This is a genomic window from Chenggangzhangella methanolivorans (assembly GCF_042648545.1).
In the GTDB taxonomy this organism is placed as follows: Bacteria; Pseudomonadota; Alphaproteobacteria; order Rhizobiales; family Methylopilaceae; genus Methylopila; species Methylopila methanolivorans.
Genome location: NZ_JBHRXS010000005.1, coordinates 21277 through 35447 on the forward strand (window position 1 = coordinate 21277; position 14171 = coordinate 35447).

The following is a 14171-nucleotide window of genomic DNA, read 5'->3' on the forward strand; positions in this document are numbered from 1 at the left end:
GAGGCGCGCCTATTGACCTTTGTTCCGGTATCGCGCGGCCGCGCGATGGCCGATCGTCCGCGCGTCGTCGAACCAGGAACGCGAGGGAGCGCCGCGCTGAAGGGCAGGGCCGTCATCGAAGGCTTCGCGAACCGTCTCGTCGCCGTCGCGCTCATCTGCGCGGCCGCGATCGGCGGCGCGCCCGCCCGCGAGGCGGAGGACGCGCGGCCCGCCACCGCGCTGGTTCTCTCGATCGACGTCTCCGGCTCGGTGGACGAAGCCCGCTACAACCTCCAGCTCGAAGGGATCGCGGAGGCGCTGGAGGATCCGGTGACGCTGTCGGCGATTTCGGCGACCGGCGGCGCGGGCGTCTGGCTCTCGGTCGTCACCTGGGCCGACGGCGCGCGCGTCTCGGTCGGCTGGCGCCGTGTCGCCTCTCTTTCAGACGCGAGGGCGTTCGCCGACGAAGTCCGGCGCATCCCGCGCGAGCCCGGTCAGTTCACCTGCATCGGCGGCATGCTGCGCGTCGTCTCGCAGACGCTCATTCCGGCGCTGCCAAACCCGGTCGAGACGCTCGTGGTCGACGTCTCGGGCGACGGCATCGACAATTGCGGCGACGTCCGCGAGATCCACGAGGAGCGCGACGCGGTGCTGGCGCTTGGAGCCACCATCAACGGCCTCCCGATCCTGGTGCCGGGAGAAAACGACGTGGTCGGGGTGGGGGCCTTCAGGAAGCCGGGCTTCGGCCTGCGCGAGCTTCCCTCGCGGCCCGACCAGGAGGCGACGACGCTCGACCGATGGTACCGCGACCACGTGATCGGCGGTCCCGGCGCGTTCCTGCTGGTCGCGCAGGGCTATGAGGACTTTTCGCGCGCCCTGCGCCGCAAGCTCGTGACCGAGATCAGCCTTCTGGCGCGCCGGAGCCGCGAGCCGTCGGGTCCGGCGGTCGGCGCCGCGTCCGGCGTCGTCGCGTCGGGGACGGACTGAAGGAAGGCCGGCCCGTGGCCCGACAGGTCCACCTTGGCGGTCAGCGGCAGGTGGTCCGAGGCCTTGCGCGCGAGCGGCGTGTCGTGGACGGCGTGGTCGTGCACCAGCCCGCGCGGCCAGCCGAAGATGCGGTCGAGCGGGAACATCGGCCGCCGCGAGGGAAAACTCGCCAGCGGCTTCGGCTCGCCGAACAGGGGCTCGAACACGTTGAGCGAGGAGCCACGGCGCGCGCGCCATTCGTTGAGGTCGCCGAGCAGGACCGTCGGCATCGGCGGCAGGCGGCCGAAGGCGGAGACGATCGCGCCCGCCTGGCTCACCCGCGAGCGGCGCAGCAGGCCGAAATGCGCTGCGATGATGCGGAACGGACCGTCGCCGAGGTCGAGATCGACCAGGATCGCGCCGCGCGGCTCGACGCCTGGAAGCCGGATGCGGGTGCGCCGGTAGGACACCGGCTCGCGCGCGACGAGGAGCGCGTTCCCGTGCCAGCCATGGCCGTCAGGCGCGTCCGACTGGGCGAGGAGCCGCAGGCCCGTCTCCTGCCGCAGCGCCTCGAGGTCGAGCAGGCCGATGCGCTGGCCGAAGCGCCGGTCCGCCTCCTGCAGCGCCACCACCTCGGCGCCGATCTCCTTCAGCACCGCGATGATGCGGTCCGGCCGCGAGCGGCCGTCCGTCCCGACGCATTTGTGGATGTTGTAGGTCGCGACCTTCACGGGGCGGATGTTGCCTTGGTCGGTTACAGGTAGGGCGACGCGAGCCGGACGGTCGCGTCGCGCAGCTTGATCGCGAGCGGCTTGGCGTCGAGCTCCTCGAGCGAGGCGGCCGCGGCGCATTTCGAATCGATGAGCCCGGACAGCCGCGCCGCGAGCGCGGCGTCATAGAGCTCCACGGTCAGTTCGAAATTGAGGCGCAGGCTGCGCGCGTCCCAGTTCGCGCTGCCGATCAGGCACCAGACGTCGTCGATCGTCATGAGCTTCGAGTGGTCGAAAGGCGGCTCGGAGCGAAAGAGCCGGCAGCCGGCCTCGAGCAGCGGCCGGACATGCCCGTCGGAGGCCCAGGCGACGAGTCGGTGATTGTTGACCGCGGGCGTGACGATCCTGACCTCCACCCCGCGCAGCGCGGCGACCTGAAGGGCGGTGATCAGCCGCTCGTCGGGCAGGAAATAGGGCGTCGCGATCCGGATCGTCCGGCGCGCGGAGGCGATCGCGGCGAGCAGCGTCAGGACGAGGCGGTCGACCGTCTGGTCCGGCCCGGACACCACCGCGCGGGCGGGCGGCCCGTCCGCGGACGGCCTCGCGGGCGTCTCCGGCACGTCGTCTCCGGTGACGAAGGCCCAGTCCTCGTCGAAACTGTCGGCGATCTGGTCGACGACCGCGCCGCTGACTCGGAAATGGGTGTCGCGGACCGGCTCGTCGGTCGGGCGCGCCAGCACGTTCTCGCCGGCGATGTTGAGCCCGCCCACGAAGGCGAGCCGCCGGTCGAGGATCAGCGCCTTCTTGTGGAGCCGGAGGTCGAGCAGCGGCATGCGCCACGGCCAGGCCGAATGCAGGAACCGCGCGGCCGGAACGCCGCGCCGCCGCAGCGCCCGCCAGGCGGGCGAACGAAAATAGCCGCCGCCCATGCCGTCGATCAGCACGCGCACCGCGACGCCGCGCTCATGCGCTGCGGCGAGCGCCTCCACGAACGGCGTTCCTGCGGAGTCGGTGCGGAAGATGAAGGTCGAGAGCTCGACGCTGGTCCTGGCCTGCGAGATCGCCGCGAGCATCGCCGGATAGGCCTCGTCGCCCGACTGGAGGACAGCCTCCACCACGCCGTCGACGCGTTCGAGCCCGGTGATGGCTCCGACCGCCGTGGCGAGACGGTCCTGCGCCGAAATCTCGCGCGCGTCGGGATCCGAGCGCGTCTGCGAATGGCTGACGCCGCGCAGCCGCCGCGCCTTGCGGTGGACGCGGTTGATGCCGAAGAAGAAGTAGAGCGCGGCGCCGAACACCGGCGAGAGCCACGCGACCCCGATCCAGCCGATCGCCGCCCGCACGTCGCGCTTTCGCAGCAGCACGTGGACAGAGGTCGCGGTCGCGATGGCGACATGCAGCGCCGTGACCCACAGGCCTTCGTACTGGAGCTCGCTGAGCGTCACGAATCTCGTCGCCGCGTGGGAGCGGGCTTTCCGCGCCGGGAGCGCGTCCATGCCCTGAACGAACGGGCTCGATCCTATCCGATCCGCCGCGCCCGCGCAGCCGCCCGCCCTTCAACACCGCGTCGGAGCAAAGCGGGCCACGCTCGTCGCGGCTCGCTCGGCCGTCCGGCCAAGCGGCTTCATGGCGGTCGCCGGCGTAGAGGCGGCGTGCCGAAGAACCCGCGGCCGCCTCGCGCGAAGATTGAGGCCTTGGGGACGGGCGCCGCGCGTTCGACGGAACTTTCGAGCGCGCGCGAGAAGGCGGCGCCGGGCTCTCAAAGCCCTCGATTATGTCCCGCATAACGTTGGGGCCACAGGTTTACTTTTGGCGGCGCGTCACCAGAACCTGTGACGGCGGGTTTCTCTTCCCATCCTTGGCGACAGCCGGGGGCATCAGTCAGTCGTCGTCTTTCCGAGAGCGTCGTCCACGTTCGCAGTCTCGATACAGCCGGGGGTGCTCATGGTGCTGCCAGGGAGCGGAGGTCGATCACGGCGTCGCGGCGTCGCTGGGAAACTTCTTGTCGCGGCCGGCCTCGCGTCCCTGTCGGGCTGCGGCGAGGCTCCGCCGCCGCCGCCCAAGCACGTGACGGAGGTCGAGGTCACGCCCGTCGCCCTCACGCAGTTCGCGCCTGAGGTCGCGCTCACGGGACAGATCGCGGCGCGGATCCAGAGCCAGCTCGCCTTCCGCATCGAGGGGCGCATCGCCGCGCGCAATGTCGAGGTGGGAGACCATGTGACGAAGGGGCAGATCCTCGCCCGCCTCGAGACCACCCAGCAGGAGGCCGACGTGAGCGCGGCGAAGGCCGGGGTCGCCTCGGCGGAGGCGACGCTAAAGGAGGCCGAGTCGAGCTTCTCGCGCCAGAAGGATCTGATCGGTCAGGGCTTCACCACCCGGCCGAACTTCGACAGCGCCAAGCAGGCGCTCGACGGCGCGAAGGCGGGGCTGGACGGCGCGAGAGCGGCGCTCGGTTCGGCCGAGGACGCGCTCGCCAACACCGAGCTTCGCGCCGACGCCGACGGCGTGGTGACGGCGCGCACCGCGGAGGTCGGGCAGGTCGTGGCGGTCGCGCAGGCGGTCTACACGGTCGCGCAGGACGGCGCGCGCGACGCGGTGTTCGACGTGTTCGAGGCGCTGCCCGCAAAGCCGCCGCCCGACAAGCGGGTCGAGATCACGCTGCTCTCCAACCCGGCGATCAAGACGATCGGCGTGGTGCGCGAGGTCTCGCCCACCGTCGACGCCGCGCGCGGGACCGTGCGGGTCAAGATCGCGCTCGACAGGCCGCCGCCGGAGATGAGCCTCGGCGCGCCGGTGCAGGGGGCGGGGCGCTTCAAGCCCGCCGACACCATCGTGCTGCCCTGGACGGCTTTCTTCGCCGAGAACGGCAAGCCCGCCGTCTGGATCGTCGATCCGAACGCCAAGACCGCGTCGCTGCGCAAGGTCGACGTTCTCGGCTACCGCACCGGCCAGCTGGTGCTGAACGATGGGCTCAAGGCCGGCGAACTGGTCGTGACCCGCGGCGGCCAGCTTCTGAGGCCTGGCCAGACGGTCGATTTCGAGACCGGCGGCGCGGCGCCGAAGCCGGAGGGACAGCCGTGACGCTTCGCTCCTGCCTTTTCGCCGCCGTCTGCGCGGCTCCGCTTGCGGGCTGCGGCGAAGATCCGCCGCCCCCGCCGGTCGTCCGCCCCGTGCTGTCGGTGGTCGCCGAGCCCGCCGACGCCAAGAGGATCGGTTTCGCGGGCGTCGTCGAGCCCCGCTACCAGACCGACCGGGCGTTCCAGGTGCTGGGGCGGATCATCAGCCGCAACGTCGACGTCGGCGATCTGGTCAAAGTCGGGCAGACGATCGCGACCAACGATCCGCTGACCTACCAGCTCGCAGTCCGGTCGGCGCAGTCGGAGGTCGTGACCGCGAAGTCGCAGCTCGAGAAGACCAGCGCGCAGAAGGATCGCACGCAGACGCTCGTCAAGCAGGGCGTCTACACCCAGGCCGATCTCGACGCCGCGCAGCAGGCTCTCGACGCCGCCGCCGCCTCGGTGCAGCAGGCCGAGGCCCGCTTCGCAAAGGCCAAGGAGCAACTCGGCTACACCACTCTTGCGGCCGATCTCGACGGCGTCGTCACCGCGGTCTACGCCGAGGTCGGCCAGATGGCGTCGCCCGGCATGCGCGTGATGACGCTCGCGCGCACCGACATTCGCGAGGCAGTGGTCGACGTGCCCGACGACGTCGCCCAGGCGCTAGCCCCGGGCGCGCCGTTCCGCGTCGCGCTGCAGGCCGACCCCACCGTCGTCGCGGACGGCAAGGTGCGCGAGATCGCGCCCGAGGCCGACGCCGCCACGCGGCTGAGGCGGATCAAGATCACGCTCGAGCGGCCGCAGGAGGCCTTCAGACTTGGCGCGACGATCTTCGCCGCGCCCCAGCGTCCGACCGGCGATCCTTCGATCGAACTTCCGACGACCTCCGTGTTCGAGCGCGACGGAGCGCCTCGCGTCTGGATCGTGGACAAGAACGGCAAGACGGTTCGCAGCGTCGGAGTCGAGATCGCGCATCGGGACGCCCGCATCGTCCGGTTGTCCGGCGGCGTGCCCGCCGGCGAGCGGGTGGTGATCGCAGGCGCCAACAGCCTGTCCGAGGGTCAGGCCGTCAAGCTGGGGGCGGGCGAGTGAGCGCCGAAGGAGCCAGTCCGCCCGACGGCGGCGAAGCGACGGGCCGCGAGCCGTTCAATCTCTCGGTCTGGGCGCTCAAGCACCGCTCGCTGATCTGGTACTTCATGATGGTCTTCGCGGTCGCGGGACTGATGTCGTATCTCAGCCTCGGCCGCGCCGAAGACCCGGACTTCACGATCAAGACCATGGTGATCCAGGCGACATGGCCCGGCGCCACGGTCGAGGACACCATGACCCAGGTGTCCGAGCGCATCGAGAAGAAGCTCGAGGAGATCGACGCGCTCGACTACGTCAAGAGCATCAACGCCCCGGGCCGCACGACGCTTTACGTCTATCTGAAGGACACCACGCCCGGGAAATCCGTCCAAGGCTACTGGCTGCGCATCCGCAACATCATCTCGGACATCAGGTCCGAGCTGCCCTCGGGCGTGCAGGGGCCGTTCTTCGACGACGATTTCGGCGACGTCTTCGGCAACATCTACGCCTTCACCTCGGACGGCCTCTCCCAGCGCCAGCTCCGCGACTACGTCGAAAGCGTGCGCTCGAAGATCCTGACGCTGCGCGACGCCGGCAAGGTCGAGCTCGTCGGCGCGCAGGACGAGGTGATCTATCTCGAGTTCTCGACGCGCCAGGTCGCGGCGCTCGGCATCACGCAACAGATGGTGGTGAGCGCGCTGCAGGGCCAGAACGCGATCACGCCCTCGGGCGTGATCGAGGCCAGGGGCGAGCGGGTGAGCGTGCGCGTCAGCGGCTCCTTCCAGTCGGAGGAGAGCCTCAGGGCCATCAACCTGCGGATCAACGACCGCTTCTTCCGACTGGGCGACGTCGCCACCATCACGCGCGGCTATCAGGATCCGCCGCAGGCCTTGTTCCGCTACCAGGGCAAGCCCGCGATCGGCCTCGCCATCGGCATGAAGCCGGGCGCGAACCTCACCATCTTCGGCGATCAGCTCACCGAGAAGATGCGCCAGATCGAGGGCGACCTGCCGATCGGCGTCGGGGTGCACAAGGTGTCGGACCAGCCGGAGCTCGTCGCAGACGCCGTCTGGGGCTTCGTCGAGGCGCTGATCGAGGCGGTGGTGATCGTCCTCATCGTCAGCTTCATCAGCCTCGGCGTGCGCGCGGGCCTCGTGGTGGCGGTGACGATCCCGCTGGTGCTCGCCATCACGTTCCTGGCGATGAAGCTCTACGGCGTCTCGCTGCAGCGCATCTCGCTCGGCGCGCTCATCATCGCGCTCGGCCTGCTGGTCGACGACGCGATGATCGCGGTCGAGATGATGATCGCCAGACTCGAACTCGGCGACAAGCTCGAGAAGGCCGCGACCTACGTCTACAGCCACACCGCCTTCCCGATGCTGACCGGGACGGTGGTCACGATCGTCAGCTTCTTTCCGGTCGCCTTCAACAATGGCGGCGCCGGCGAGTTCACCTTCACGCTGTTCGTGGTGATCGCGGTCGCGCTCATCGTGTCCTGGGTGGTGGCGGTGCTGTTCGTGCCGCTGCTCGGCGTCACCATGCTGCCCAAGACGCTCAAGAAGCACGCCGAGAAGAAAGGCTTCTTCACGCGTGGGTTCCAGAGGCTGCTGATCCTGTCGGTGCGGTGGAAATGGGTCACGATCGCGGCCACCGTCGCGATGTTCGCGACCGCGGTGTTCGGCATGCGCTTCGTGCAGCAGCAGTTCTTCCCGTCGTCGGAACGCGTTGAGGTCATCGTCGACTGGACCGCGCCGCAGAACGCCTCGATCACCGAGACGCGCGCGCAGATGGACCGCTTCGAGAAGCATCTCGAGGGCGATCCGGACGTCGAGCATTGGTCGTCCTATGTCGGGCAGGGCGCGCTGCGCTTCCTGCTGTCCTTCGACGTCCAGCCGTCGAGCCCCAATTACGGCCAGATCGTCATCGTGACCAAGAGCATCGAGGCGCGCGAACGGCTGCGCGCCAAGCTCGACAAGATCGGGCGGGACGAATTCGTGGGCACGGACGTGTTCGTCCACCTGCTCGACATCGGGCCGCCGGTCGGCCGCGCGGTGCAGTACCGGATCGGGGGCCCCGACCTCGAAAGCACCCGCGTCGCGGCGCAGAAGATCGCCGCCGTGATGGGCGACCATCCGAACCTCGGCCAGGTGGTGTACGACTGGAACGAGCCCGGCCGCGTGGTGAAGGTCGACGTGCTGCAGGATAAGGCCGCGCAGCTCGGCGTGACGTCGGAATCCGTTTCGACGGCGCTCAACGGCATCGTGGGCGGCTCCGCCATCACGCAGGTGCGCGACTCGATCTATCTCATCGACGTCGTGGCGCGCGCGCGCGACGTCGACCGCTCGTCGATCGAATCGATGCAGAACCTCCAGATCCGCACGGGAAGCGGCCAGACCGTGCCGCTCGCGGCGATCGCGAACCTCTCCTACCAGTCCGAACAGCCGATCGTCTGGCGGCGCCACCGCATCCCGACCATCACGCTCAAGGCGAGCGTGATCGGGGACATCCAGCCCGCCACGGTGGTCAAGCAACTCGCGCCGAAGCTCGAGCCGGTGACGTCGAAACTCTCGTCCGACTACCGCTTCGAAACCGGCGGCGCGGTCGAGGAGAGCGGCAAGGGGCAGGGGCCGATCATCGCGGTCGTGCCGGTGATGCTGCTCACCATGACCACGATCCTGATGTTCCAGCTGCAAAGCTTCGCGCGCCTGTTCCTCGTCGTCGTCGTGGCGCCGCTCGGATTGATCGGCGTGGTGGCGGCGCTCGTGCCGAGCGGCGCGCCGCTCGGATTCGTGGCGATCCTCGGCGTGCTCGCGCTCATCGGCATCCTGATCCGCAATTCGGTGATCCTCGTGATGCAGATCGAGGAATTGCGCGGGGAGGGCCTCGACGGCTGGACCGCTGTGGTCGAGGCCTCGGAGCACCGGATGCGGCCGATCCTGCTCACCGCCTCGGCCGCGAGCCTCGCGCTGATCCCGATCGCGCGCGAGATCTTCTGGGGGCCGATGGCCTTCGCGATGATGGGCGGCATCATCGCCGGCACGGTGCTGACGCTGCTGTTCCTGCCGGCGCTCTATGTCGCTTGGTTCCGCCTCAAGGAGCCGAGGCGCGACGAGGCGCCTGCGCCGGCTTGATCGGCGGCCGGCGCAGGCGGCTCATGGCTGCCCTGCGCGCGGAACGCCCAGGGCGAGCCGCCTGTTTGGTCTGGATCGCGGCGGGATCGGCCCGTCGCGTTCCAAAAACTGCACTCTCCGGAGCGACCCATGGCTCAGACGATCGCCGATCTCCTCGTCAAGACGCTGGCCAACGCCGGCGTCGAACGCATCTGGGGCGTCACGGGCGACAGCCTCAACGCGATGAACGACAGCCTCCGGCGGCAGAAGTCGATCTCCTGGATGCATGTCCGCCACGAGGAGGTGGCGGCGTTTTCGGCCGGCGCGGAAGCAGCGCTGACCGGCGAGCTTGCGGTCTGCGCCGGAAGCTGCGGGCCGGGCAACCTGCACCTCATCAACGGGCTCTACGATTGCCACCGCAACCATGTGCCCGTGCTCGCGATCGCGGCCCACATTCCGTCCAGCGAAATCGGCCTCGAATATTTTCAGGAGACCCGCCCGACGGAGCTCTTCCGCGAATGCAGCCATTTCTGCGAGATGGTGCAGGACCCGCGGCAGATGCCCGAGATTCTGCACCGGGCCATGCGCACCGCGATCGGCCGCAAGGGTGTCGCGGTGCTGGTCATCCCCGGCGACGTCGCGCTGAAGGCGGCCCCGGAGGGCGCGCGGTCCGACTGGCCGAAGCTGTCCGAGCCGCGGCTGCTGCCGAACGCCGCCGACGTCGAGGCGCTCGCCGAACTGCTGAACGGCTCCGACGCCGTGACGATGCTCTGCGGCGCGGGTTGCGCCGGCGCGCATGACGAGGTGGTGGCGCTCGCCGACGCCCTGGGCGCGCCGATCGTCCACGCCTTCCGCGGCAAGGAGTTCGTCGAATACGACAACCCCTTCGACGTCGGCATGACGGGGCTGATCGGCTTTTCGTCCGGCTATCAGGCGATGATGTCCTGCGACACGCTGCTGATGCTCGGCACCGACTTTCCCTACCGCAACTTCTATCCGCCGAAGGCCAGGATCGTGCAGGTCGACAGGGAGCCGGGCGCCCTCGGCCGCCGCGCGCAGCTCGCGCTTGGGATCGTGGGCGACGTCAAGGCGACGATTGCGGAGCTCATGCCGAAGATCCGGCCGGGCCGCGATCGCGGCTTCGTCGAGACCGCGCGCAAGCACTATACGGACGCGCGCAAGGGCCTCGACGATCTCGCCAAGCCCGCCGCCGACGGCAAGCCGCTTCACCCGCAATATGTGGCGCGCCGGATCGACGCGCTGGCGGCCAGGGACGCGGTGTTCGCGGTCGACGTCGGCACGCCCTCGGTCTGGGCCGCGCGCTATCTGACGATGAACGGAGAGCGTCGTATCCTCGGCTCGTTCCGCCATGGCTCGATGGCCAACGCCATGCCGCAGGCGCTCGGCGCGCAGGCGGCCTATCCGGGCCGGCAGGTGATATCGATGTCGGGCGACGGCGGCTTCGCCATGCTGATGGGCGACCTGCTCACCGCCAAGCAGCTCAAGCTGCCGATCAAGATCGTCGTCTTCAACAACGGCTCGCTCGGCTTCGTCGAGATGGAGATGAAGGCCGCGGGCTATCTCGACACCAATGTCGCCCTGGAGAACCCGGACTTCGCGGCGCTCGCGACAAGCGCCGGCATTCGCGGTCTGAAGGTCACGAGCTCCGGGCAACTCGACGACGCGCTTGCGCAGGCTTTCGCGCATGACGGGCCGGCGCTCGTCGACGTCCATGTGGCGCGGCAGGAGCTGTCGATCCCGCCGAAGATCGAGCTCGAACAGGCCAAGGGCTTCAGCCTCTATATGCTGAAGGCCATCATCAACGGCCGCGGCGACGAGGTGATGGACCTCGCCTCGACGAACCTCTTCCGGTGACGGCGGAAGTCTAGCCGAGCCCGAGCCGCTCCACGCCCCGGCCGATGGCGAGAACGGACTCGTCCGCAAAGCGTCGGCCGACGATCTGGAGGCCGACCGGAAGCCCGTCGGCCGCGACGCCGACGGGAACCGACAGCGCCGGGCATTGCGGCGTGAAGTTGAACGGGCAGGTCATGTCGAGGCCGATCAGACGCCCGCTCGCGTCCTCGCCGAAATAGTCGCCGTCGACCTTCTCGACCGGCGGCGCGGTGACCGCGCAGGTCGGGCAGAGCAGCGCGTCGTAGCTCTCGAACAGCCTCGCCATGTCGCGCCACATCGCGGTGCGCAGCAGCTCGACGCGCTTGTAGCTCGTCGCGTCCTTGGCGAAGCCGCGCTCCATGATGGCGACCATCGAGGGGTCCATGCGGTCGCGGAAGCCCGCGAGGCGGTCGCCGAAATAGGCCGACATGAACACGCACCAGACCTCGTACCACTCGTCGACGACGGCGCGCGTCCAGGGCAGCGCGACCTCCTCGACGATCGCCCCTGCGGCGCGCATGGCCTCGGCCGCGCGTCGGATCGCGGCCTCGACCTGCGGCTCGACGGCGTAGAAGCCGAGATCGACCGACAGTGCGAAGCGCTTACCGGCCAAGCTCGAATCCTGCGTCCGGCCGGGCTCGAAGGTCAGCGGCAGAGAGCCGATGTCCTCGTCGCTCGGCCCTGAGGTCGCCTCGAGGAATGCGACGGCGTCGTCGATCGTGCGGGCGAGCGGCCCGAAATGCGAGATGTCGTCGAACACGCTCGGCAGGATCGTCATCGGGATCCGGCCGAGACTCGGTTTCAGCCCGACGACCCCGCAGAACGAAGCCGGGATGCGCACCGAGCCGCCCATGTCCGACCCTTCCGCGAATGGCACGACGCCGGTCGCGACCGCGACCGCGGAGCCGCCCGAGGAGCCGCCGGGCGTGCGGCTCGGATCGCGCGGGTTGCGCGTCGCGCCGAAGCGCGGGCTCCAGGTGAGGCTCGAATGCGCGAATTCCGGCGTGGTGGTCTTCGCCATCAGGATCGCGCCCGTCGCCTGCAGGCGGCGGACGTAGAGCGCGCTCTCGGTGGGGACGACGTCGCCCGAGCTCCAGGAGCCGAGCGTGGTGAGGTCGCCTGCGGTCGGCGTCAGGTCCTTGGCGGCGAAGGGCACGCCATGGAGGAAGCCGGTCGCGCGGCCCTCCTCGACGGCCGCGTCGGCCTCGCGGGCGGCCGCCATCGCGGCCTCGTCCCGGATCAGCACGAAGGCGTTGAACGATCCTTGCGTCGCCCGCGCGCGGCGCAGCGACTCCCGCATGACCTCGACGGCGGAGAAGCGCCGGCTCCGCACGCCCGCCGCGATCTCCCGCGCCGTCAGATCGAGCGGATGCGCGGGAGGCGCGTCGCCGCTTGCTCCGCCGTCGCTCACTCGGCCGCCATCGCGAAGGCCGTGACCGTGTCGTAGCGCCGGCCGACATAGATCAGCCCCTCGCGGCCTTCCCCGCCCCCGACGCCCAGCACCTCGCAGAACAGCACCGCGTGCGTCCCGACGTCCACGATGCTGCTGATCTTGCAGTCGAAAGAGGCGAGAGCGCCCTTGAGGACCGGCGCGCCGCTCGGACCGATGATCCAGTCGGCGGCCGCGAACCGCTCTTCGACGGGCGTGCGCCCGCCGAAGAGGTTGGAGAGGGTCTCGTGCTCCGGCGCCAGCGTGTTGACGCAGAGGACGCCGTTCGCATGGAACGCCTCGCCGACCGAGCTGTCGCGCTTGACGCAGACGAGCAGCGTCGGCGGCGCGTCGGTCACGCTGCAGACAGCCGTCGCGGTGAAGCCCGCGCGGCCGGCCGGACCATCGGTCGTGACGACGTTCACCGCGGCCGCGACCGCCGCCATAGCGTCGCGATAGCGCTCCTTGGAGATCGGTCCGGCGTCTGCTGCCTTGTCCATCGCGTGCCGCCTTTCGCCCGTCAGAACTCGAGGAGGTTGTCGCGAAGTTTTTCGTGAGCGTAGGCGGTGCGCGCAAGACCGCGTTTTTGCAGGGCAGGCACGAGCCCATCGGCGATCTCGACGATGAAGCGGCGGCTGACGCGCAGCACCGGCGTCGTGATCAGGAAGCCGTCGCCGCCCACCTCCTCCATGATCTCGCCCATGCGGTCGGCGACCGTGTCGGGCGTGCCGACGAGCTCCACGGATGAAACCAGCCCGCCGCCGCCGTCGACCACCAGTTCTTTCAGCGTCTTGCCGCTGCCCCACTGCTGGAACTTGTCGAGCGTGCCGGACTCGCCGTTGGTGACGAGTTTTTCGGGCAGCGGCTTGTCGAGGTCGTACTGCGCGAAGTCGATCTCGGTGATGGCCGAGAGCGAGGCCAGCGTGTCGGTGATGAAGTGCGGCGAGTTCAGCATGCGCTGGTACTTTTCGCGCGCCTCGGCGTCGGTCTCGCCGAGCGTCGGCGTCACGCAGAACAGCACCTTGATCTCGTCCGGGTCGCGGCCGAATTGTTCGGCGCGGGCGCGGATGTCCTCGCGGAACGCCTTCATCGAGGCGACGCCGCTCGCCACCGAGATGATGCTGTCGGCGTGCGTCGCCGCGAAGTCGCGGCCCTTGGGCGAGGCGCCGGCCTGCACGTAGAGCGGCCGCTGCTGGGGCGAGGGAACGGTGTTGAGCGGGCCGCGGACCTTGTAGTACTTGCCGACGTGATCGATCGTGTGGACCTTCGTGTCGTCGGCATAGACGCCGGCGTCCCGGTCGAGGACCACCGCGTCGCTGTCCCAGCTCGCGAACAGCTTGTTCATGACCTCCATATACTCGTCGGCCATCTCGTAGCGCTGGTCGCGCGGCGGCAGCTTGTCCATGCCGAAGTTCTGCGCCGCGAGATCTTCCGCGCTCGTCACGATGTTCCAGCCGAAACGGCCTCTCGTCAGGCTGTCGATGGTGGAGGAAAGGCGCGCCATCATGAAGGGCGGGTAGGCCATGGTGGACATGGTCGCCACCACGCCGAGCCGCGAGGTCGCCATGCCCATGGCGACCGCGAGCGGGGCCGGATCGTGCTTGGGCACCATCATGCCGTGGTTGAGGGAGGCCTTGGTGGAGCCGCCGAAGGTCTGCGGCACCATCAGCTTGTCCTCGATCATTATGTAGTCGAAGCAGGCGCGCTCGAGCGTCTGGGCCATCTCGACATAGAACCGCCCGTCCCACGGCAGGCCGCCCTGGCCGAAGGGCTCGCGCCACTCGTCCGGCGTGAAGTTCATGAACCAGGCGAGGTGGAAGCGCTTGTCGGCCATGGGGCGGTCCCTTCACTTGAACCCGTGATCGGCGAAGCCTCGGTCAAAAGCTCGACGCCGTTATTAAACGCGTGTTTAATATGGCTCGGCATGGCGGAATTGCGCAGCGCAAAGTTGAGGCGCCGG

Annotated in this window: 9 protein-coding genes and 1 pseudogene; 5 read left to right on the plus strand and 5 right to left on the minus strand. The window is 69.4% G+C overall.

Translation table 11 applies throughout. From position 1 onward, the window contains the following. Window positions 1-45: 45 nt before the first annotated feature. Window positions 46-966, plus strand: coding sequence for a DUF1194 domain-containing protein (locus tag ACFOWB_RS09405; RefSeq protein ID WP_261405177.1), 921 nt, complete (start codon window positions 46-48; stop codon window positions 964-966). A 62-nt stretch (window positions 967-1028) separates the two neighbouring features. On the opposite strand, the pseudogene ACFOWB_RS09410 reads toward ACFOWB_RS09405, so the two are convergent. Then, window positions 1029-1796: pseudogene (locus tag ACFOWB_RS09410) on the minus strand (endonuclease/exonuclease/phosphatase family protein); the annotation flags it as partial. Next, on the minus strand, window positions 1700-3151 hold the full coding sequence (locus ACFOWB_RS09415; protein ID WP_378146948.1) for a phospholipase D-like domain-containing protein: 1452 nt from the start codon (window positions 3149-3151) through the stop codon (window positions 1700-1702). The pseudogene ACFOWB_RS09410 and the gene ACFOWB_RS09415, both read right to left, overlap by 97 nt. A gap of 448 nt (window positions 3152-3599) precedes the next feature. Here ACFOWB_RS09415 and ACFOWB_RS09420 point away from each other — a divergent pair, with 448 nt between their 5' ends. The 4 genes from ACFOWB_RS09420 to poxB all read left to right on the plus strand — a co-directional run bounded on the left by ACFOWB_RS09420 (window position 3600) and on the right by poxB (window position 10764). Beyond that, window positions 3600-4736, plus strand: coding sequence for an efflux RND transporter periplasmic adaptor subunit (locus ACFOWB_RS09420; RefSeq protein ID WP_261405175.1), 1137 nt, complete (start codon window positions 3600-3602; stop codon window positions 4734-4736). Beyond that, window positions 4733-5803, plus strand: a complete 1071-nt coding sequence (locus ACFOWB_RS09425) for an efflux RND transporter periplasmic adaptor subunit (RefSeq protein ID WP_261405174.1) — start codon at window positions 4733-4735, stop codon at window positions 5801-5803. The genes ACFOWB_RS09420 and ACFOWB_RS09425 overlap by 4 nt, the downstream gene beginning before the upstream one ends. Next, window positions 5800-8910 (plus strand): efflux RND transporter permease subunit, encoded by a 3111-nt coding sequence (locus tag ACFOWB_RS09430; RefSeq protein ID WP_378146951.1) that lies wholly within the window; start codon window positions 5800-5802, stop codon window positions 8908-8910. The genes ACFOWB_RS09425 and ACFOWB_RS09430 overlap by 4 nt, the downstream gene beginning before the upstream one ends. Before the next feature lie 129 nt (window positions 8911-9039). Next, a complete protein-coding gene (gene poxB, locus ACFOWB_RS09435) occupies window positions 9040-10764 on the plus strand; it encodes a ubiquinone-dependent pyruvate dehydrogenase (protein WP_378146953.1) in 1725 nt (574 codons plus the stop codon). A gap of 10 nt (window positions 10765-10774) precedes the next feature. On the opposite strand, the gene ACFOWB_RS09440 is transcribed toward poxB, so the two are convergent. The 3 genes from ACFOWB_RS09440 to ACFOWB_RS09450 are packed head-to-tail and all read right to left on the minus strand — an operon-like array spanning window position 10775 to window position 14045. Next, window positions 10775-12193 (minus strand): amidase, encoded by a 1419-nt coding sequence (locus ACFOWB_RS09440; protein ID WP_261405173.1) that lies wholly within the window; start codon window positions 12191-12193, stop codon window positions 10775-10777. Continuing rightward, a complete protein-coding gene (locus ACFOWB_RS09445) occupies window positions 12190-12711 on the minus strand; it encodes a flavin reductase (RefSeq protein WP_261405172.1) in 522 nt (173 codons plus the stop codon). The genes ACFOWB_RS09440 and ACFOWB_RS09445 overlap by 4 nt, the downstream gene beginning before the upstream one ends. Window positions 12712-12731: 20 nt before the next feature. Further along, window positions 12732-14045, minus strand: coding sequence for an NtaA/DmoA family FMN-dependent monooxygenase (locus tag ACFOWB_RS09450; protein WP_261405171.1), 1314 nt, complete (start codon window positions 14043-14045; stop codon window positions 12732-12734). Window positions 14046-14171 lie beyond the last annotated feature (126 nt).

Excerpts from the sequence above, each read along its gene's own strand:
- ACFOWB_RS09420 (WP_261405175.1), top strand. The coding sequence starts at position 3,600 with ATGGTGCTGCCAGGGAGCGGAGGTCGATCACGGCGTCGCGGCGTCGCT.
- ACFOWB_RS09450 (WP_261405171.1), bottom strand. The coding sequence starts at position 14,045 with ATGGCCGACAAGCGCTTCCACCTCGCCTGGTTCATGAACTTCACGCCG.
- poxB (WP_378146953.1), top strand. The coding sequence starts at position 9,040 with ATGGCTCAGACGATCGCCGATCTCCTCGTCAAGACGCTGGCCAACGCC.
- ACFOWB_RS09405 (WP_261405177.1), top strand. The coding sequence starts at position 46 with ATGGCCGATCGTCCGCGCGTCGTCGAACCAGGAACGCGAGGGAGCGCC.
- ACFOWB_RS09415 (WP_378146948.1), bottom strand. The coding sequence starts at position 3,151 with ATGGACGCGCTCCCGGCGCGGAAAGCCCGCTCCCACGCGGCGACGAGA.
- ACFOWB_RS09445 (WP_261405172.1), bottom strand. The coding sequence starts at position 12,711 with ATGGACAAGGCAGCAGACGCCGGACCGATCTCCAAGGAGCGCTATCGC.